The sequence below is a fragment of the Anoxybacillus sp. genome (assembly GCF_036834105.1).
Classification (GTDB): domain Bacteria; phylum Bacillota; class Bacilli; order Bacillales; family Anoxybacillaceae; genus Anoxybacillus.
Genome location: NZ_DAITON010000158.1, coordinates 1 through 4,436, shown reverse-complemented (window position 1 = coordinate 4,436; position 4,436 = coordinate 1). Strand labels below are relative to the sequence as shown.

General features: G+C 46.7%; 5 protein-coding genes. All 5 read left to right on the top strand.

Going from position 1 to position 4,436, the window contains the following annotated elements:
- Positions 1-476 (top strand): proton-conducting transporter transmembrane domain-containing protein (locus V7Z64_RS11965; protein ID WP_334110528.1); only part of this gene is annotated, 476 nt, incomplete at its 5' end.
- Positions 477-480: 4 nt separating this feature from the next.
- On the top strand, positions 481-1,983 hold the full coding sequence (nuoN, locus tag V7Z64_RS11960) for an NADH-quinone oxidoreductase subunit NuoN (RefSeq protein WP_297992094.1): 1,503 nt from the start codon (positions 481-483) through the stop codon (positions 1,981-1,983).
- A gap of 57 nt (positions 1,984-2,040) precedes the next feature.
- Positions 2,041-2,271 carry a DUF1146 family protein gene (locus V7Z64_RS11955; protein ID WP_297992093.1) on the top strand — a complete coding sequence of 77 codons (231 nt, stop codon included), beginning with the start codon at positions 2,041-2,043 and terminating at the stop codon, positions 2,269-2,271.
- A gap of 81 nt (positions 2,272-2,352) precedes the next feature.
- Entirely contained in the window at positions 2,353-3,048 is a 696-nt protein-coding gene (locus V7Z64_RS11950) for a YwmB family TATA-box binding protein (protein ID WP_003396976.1), read from the top strand.
- 31 nt (positions 3,049-3,079) lie between these two features.
- Positions 3,080-4,378 (top strand): UDP-N-acetylglucosamine 1-carboxyvinyltransferase, encoded by a 1,299-nt coding sequence (gene murA, locus V7Z64_RS11945; protein WP_297992091.1) that lies wholly within the window; start codon positions 3,080-3,082, stop codon positions 4,376-4,378.
- Positions 4,379-4,436: the final 58 nt, after the last annotated feature.

Genomic DNA, 4,436 nt, shown 5'->3' with positions numbered 1-4,436 from the left:
CGATTTTCCAAGCGGTGTCACACGGATTTATCGCGGCGTTTTTATTCTTCTTCGTTGGAATCATGTACGAGCGGACGCGCACGACGACGCTCGCCCGTTTAGGTGGAATGGCGAAAACGATGCCGTACGCATCAGGATTTATTCTTGCTGGAGCGATGGCTTCGCTCGGCTTGCCGGGAACGTCAGGATTTATTAGCGAGTTTACGGCGTTTGTTGGGGCGTTTCAAGCTGAACCTTTATTAGCGGCGATCGGTACGCTCGGCATTATTATGACAGCAGTGTACTTGTTGCGGGCGGTACTTCGCATAACATTCGGGCAAACAACGGTCACAAACGTCCACGATTTACGTGGTATCGAATGGGTGCCAGCGATTAGTTTACTGTTGTTTATTGTTATCATTGGCGTGTATCCGAACGTGTTGGCGATGCCGCTGCAGACGACGATTGAAACGATGATGAACGGGTTAGGGGGTTGATGAGATGGATTTCGAAACATTACTTAGTTATCAATGGGGCGTCATGATGCCGGAATTTATCATCCTCGGCGTGGCGGTTGCGCTCTCGCTCATCGACCTATTTATGCCCGAAGATCGCAACCGGCGCCTGCTTGGGCTGTTCGCTTTCGTTGGCGTCGCCGTTTCGTTCGTTTCGCTGCTTGGGCTATGGACGAGTGATGTCACATCGATTCTAGGCGATACGTTCCGCCTTGACTCTTTCGCCAAATCGTTTAAAGCATTATTGCTTATCGGTAGTGCGCTCGTGTTACTTCTTGCGATTCATTACGAACCGAATGAGCGCATCGCCTACCGCGGTGAATTTTACTACTTATTTTTAACAGCGCTCCTCGGCGCGATGATGATGGCGTCGAGCGGTGATCTTATTACGCTCTTTGTCGGTCTTGAACTGTTGTCCATTTCTTTTTATATTCTTGTTGCGATCCGGAAAAAACATACGTTAGCGAATGAAGCTGCGCTAAAATACGTCATTACAGGAAGCATCGCAACAGCCATTACGTTGTTCGGAATGAGCTACATATTTGGCTTTACTGGATCGACAAATATAAAAGAAATTGCCCAGCAACTCGCAAGTACGTACGATGAAAACCATCAATACATTTTATCGCTTGCCTTTTTGCTTACGTTTATCGGTTTATCGTTTAAATTAGCGGCTGCTCCGTTTCATATGTGGGCGCCAGACGTATACCAGGGCGCGACGACGCCAGTTGTCTCCTTTTTAAGCGTCGTATCGAAAACAGCGGGATTCGTCATCGTATTGCGCCTCATCGTTTCTGTATTTGCTCAAATACCGACGGACAGTTCGAATTCCATGCTTATAACGCTTGCGCCGTATATCGCTTTTTTAGCGGGAGCAACGATGATCATCGGCAATACGATCGCGCTTCGCCAGCGCAACGTCAAACGCATGCTAGCGTATTCGAGCATCGCACATGCGGGATACGTGCTCGTTGCTTTCGCAAGCTTATCGATGTTTATGTTTGAAGCGATTTGGTTTTACTTATTGGCGTATTTGTTTATGACGATCGGAGCATTTGCCATTTTACAAGTCGTTTCCAAACATTACGACGATGAAGATATAAGCGTCTTCGCCGGCTTATATCGTCGCTCGCCGCTTATGGCTGTTGCGATGACGGTCTTTTTACTCTCGCTTGCAGGCATTCCAGGAACAGCTGGATTTATCGGGAAAGTAAACATTTTCCTCGGAGCGTTTATCGTCGAGCCTGCTCATTATGTGCTCGCGTCGGTCATGATAGCAACGACGGTCGTTTCGTACGTATATTATTTTGGTATTTTCGTTCAAATGTTTTTCCGTCCAGTTGAAGATACGCGCCCGTTACAATGGCCACCTGGCGTTATCACCGTTGTAGCGATTTGCGTCATCGGCACCGTTGCTTTAGGGGTGTTTCCAAACATCGCCTACGACTTTCTTGCGCCATTTCAGCATTTTAGCGATTTTCTTCAATAAGACGTATAATGGAAGGGGTGTTCCCTTCCATTTTTTTATGTGAAAGGAGGAGTGCATATGGAGGTATTTGGACAAGAAGCGTTAATTAGCTTATTATCTCATTTATTTTTCATTACTGTAACATGGTGGACGCTACAAGCGGTCCGACTAGAAGTCATTTTCAAGCCGAACCGCATCATTCAAGCGCGCGTATTTTACGTGTTATTGACGATTGCGATCGGCTCATTAGTGAGCCATTTCTTTTTAGACTATTTACGTTGGTCGCGCCAGCTGCCATTTTTATTTTAACCGCGAGTGTTGTCGATTTTTTTCACGTATGTTCCCTTCCGATCTGGCAACAATAAATGCTAAGGAGAGGAAGGGAAAGAGATGAGAAAAAAATGGTTGGCACTCGTTATTTTTTGTTTGTTATTTAGTGGTTATCGGATGTATGACAGTGAACGTGTCGAAGGAGAAATAACGAAAATCAACGACATGCTTGGCGCATTTGACACCCATCATATTCACCTCAAACGATGGAACGTCTACGCCAAAGAGCAAGTGCTTACGACAGACCCTCACACATGGATCCAACAATACGTGAGAACATGGTCCTCTTTTCGTTGGACGGTTGAACCGCACAAGATGGTTGGCAAACGTGAAACCTCCGCTTACGTTGAAACGATTCAACTCATCACGGTCGCTCATCATCCAACAGTCCTTGTTTTATACGAAGCAACCGGTTCAACGTGGAATAAACAAATCGAACGCACGCTCGTCCGACAAACGACAAAATTATTCGTAAAACCTACATTTTTCACTTGTATTACAGGGGAATTCGATGGTAAGATGAAAGGTGTTTTGTTTGACAATGCGGTTCGCTTGCTTTCTTCGTTTCAAGCGCAACCGATTGAATCATTGCGTGAAGAGACATTTGTCTCCCTCTCAGCATATACTGAGCAGTGGAAGACGTCACTTTCTGTCGGACAACAACAAATGAATCTTCAACTGGCGTTACGACAAGACGGATTGGGCGCGCGAACGACCGTTGTCATTGGCACCCCAATCATTACAGCTGAATATTAATATAGAGACTTTGGACGCGGAGGGGAATGCCTTGGAAAAAATCATCGTCCGCGGCGGGAAGCGGTTGAGCGGCACAGTGAAAGTGGAAGGTGCGAAAAATGCTGTGTTGCCTGTTATCGCCGCAACATTGTTAGCGAGTGAAGGAAAAAGTGTCATTCACGATGTACCTGAACTCTCCGATGTATATACGATTAGCGAAGTGTTACGTCATTTAGGTGCGGACGTAACGGTTGGCAACAACAACATTGTCGTGGATGCATCTGGAGAGCTAACGATTGAAGCTCCATTTGAATATGTACGAAAAATGAGAGCGTCTGTATTAGTAATGGGACCGTTGCTTGCGCGCAAAGGACGCGCGCGCGTCGCTTTGCCGGGCGGCTGTGCGATCGGTTCACGACCGATCGACCAACATTTAAAAGGATTTGAAGCGATGGGTGCAACGGTGAAAATCGGCAACGGTTTTATCGACGCAGAAGTGAACGGGAAATTGCGCGGTGCAAAAATTTATTTAGACTTCCCAAGTGTAGGGGCGACAGAAAATATTATGATGGCTGCCGTTTTGGCAGAAGGCACAACCGTCATCGAAAACTGCGCAAAAGAGCCGGAAATTGTCGACTTAGCTAACTTTTTAAACGCCATGGGTGCGAAAGTGCGCGGTGCTGGAACGGGCACGATTCGTATTGACGGTGTCACTACATTATATGGTGCAGAGCACGCGGTTATTCCTGATCGCATTGAAGCAGGAACATTTATGATTGCTGCTGCCATTACAGGTGGAGACGTCCTCGTGCAAGGGGCAGTACCTGAACATTTAACGTCGTTAATCGCAAAACTTGAGGAAATGGGTGTCACGATTATCGAAGAAGACAGCGGTTTGCGCGTCATTGCTCCTGACAAACTAAAAGCAGTCGACGTGAAGACGATGCCGCATCCAGGTTTTCCGACCGATATGCAGTCGCAAATGATGGCCCTTCTTATGAAAGCGGAAGGCACAAGTATGGTGACAGAGACGGTATTTGAAAACCGCTTTATGCACGTGGAAGAATTTCGCCGTATGAATGCAGATATGAAAATTGAGGGACGTTCGGTCATTATTAACGGCCCATGCAATTTGCAAGGTGCAGAAGTGGCGGCCACCGATTTACGCGCTGCTGCGGCGCTCATTTTAGCTGGGCTTGCGGCGGAAGGTTATACGCGCGTTACTGAGCTGAAACATTTAGACCGCGGTTACGTTCGTTTTCATGAAAAATTAGCTGCCTTAGGGGCGGATATTGAACGAGTACGCGAAGATATCGATACGGTGCAACGACAAATGACAGATGTAGGATAATGTAAAAAAACGACCGTTTGCGAAAAGCTAATGGTCGTTTTTGCATATATGCTTGTCC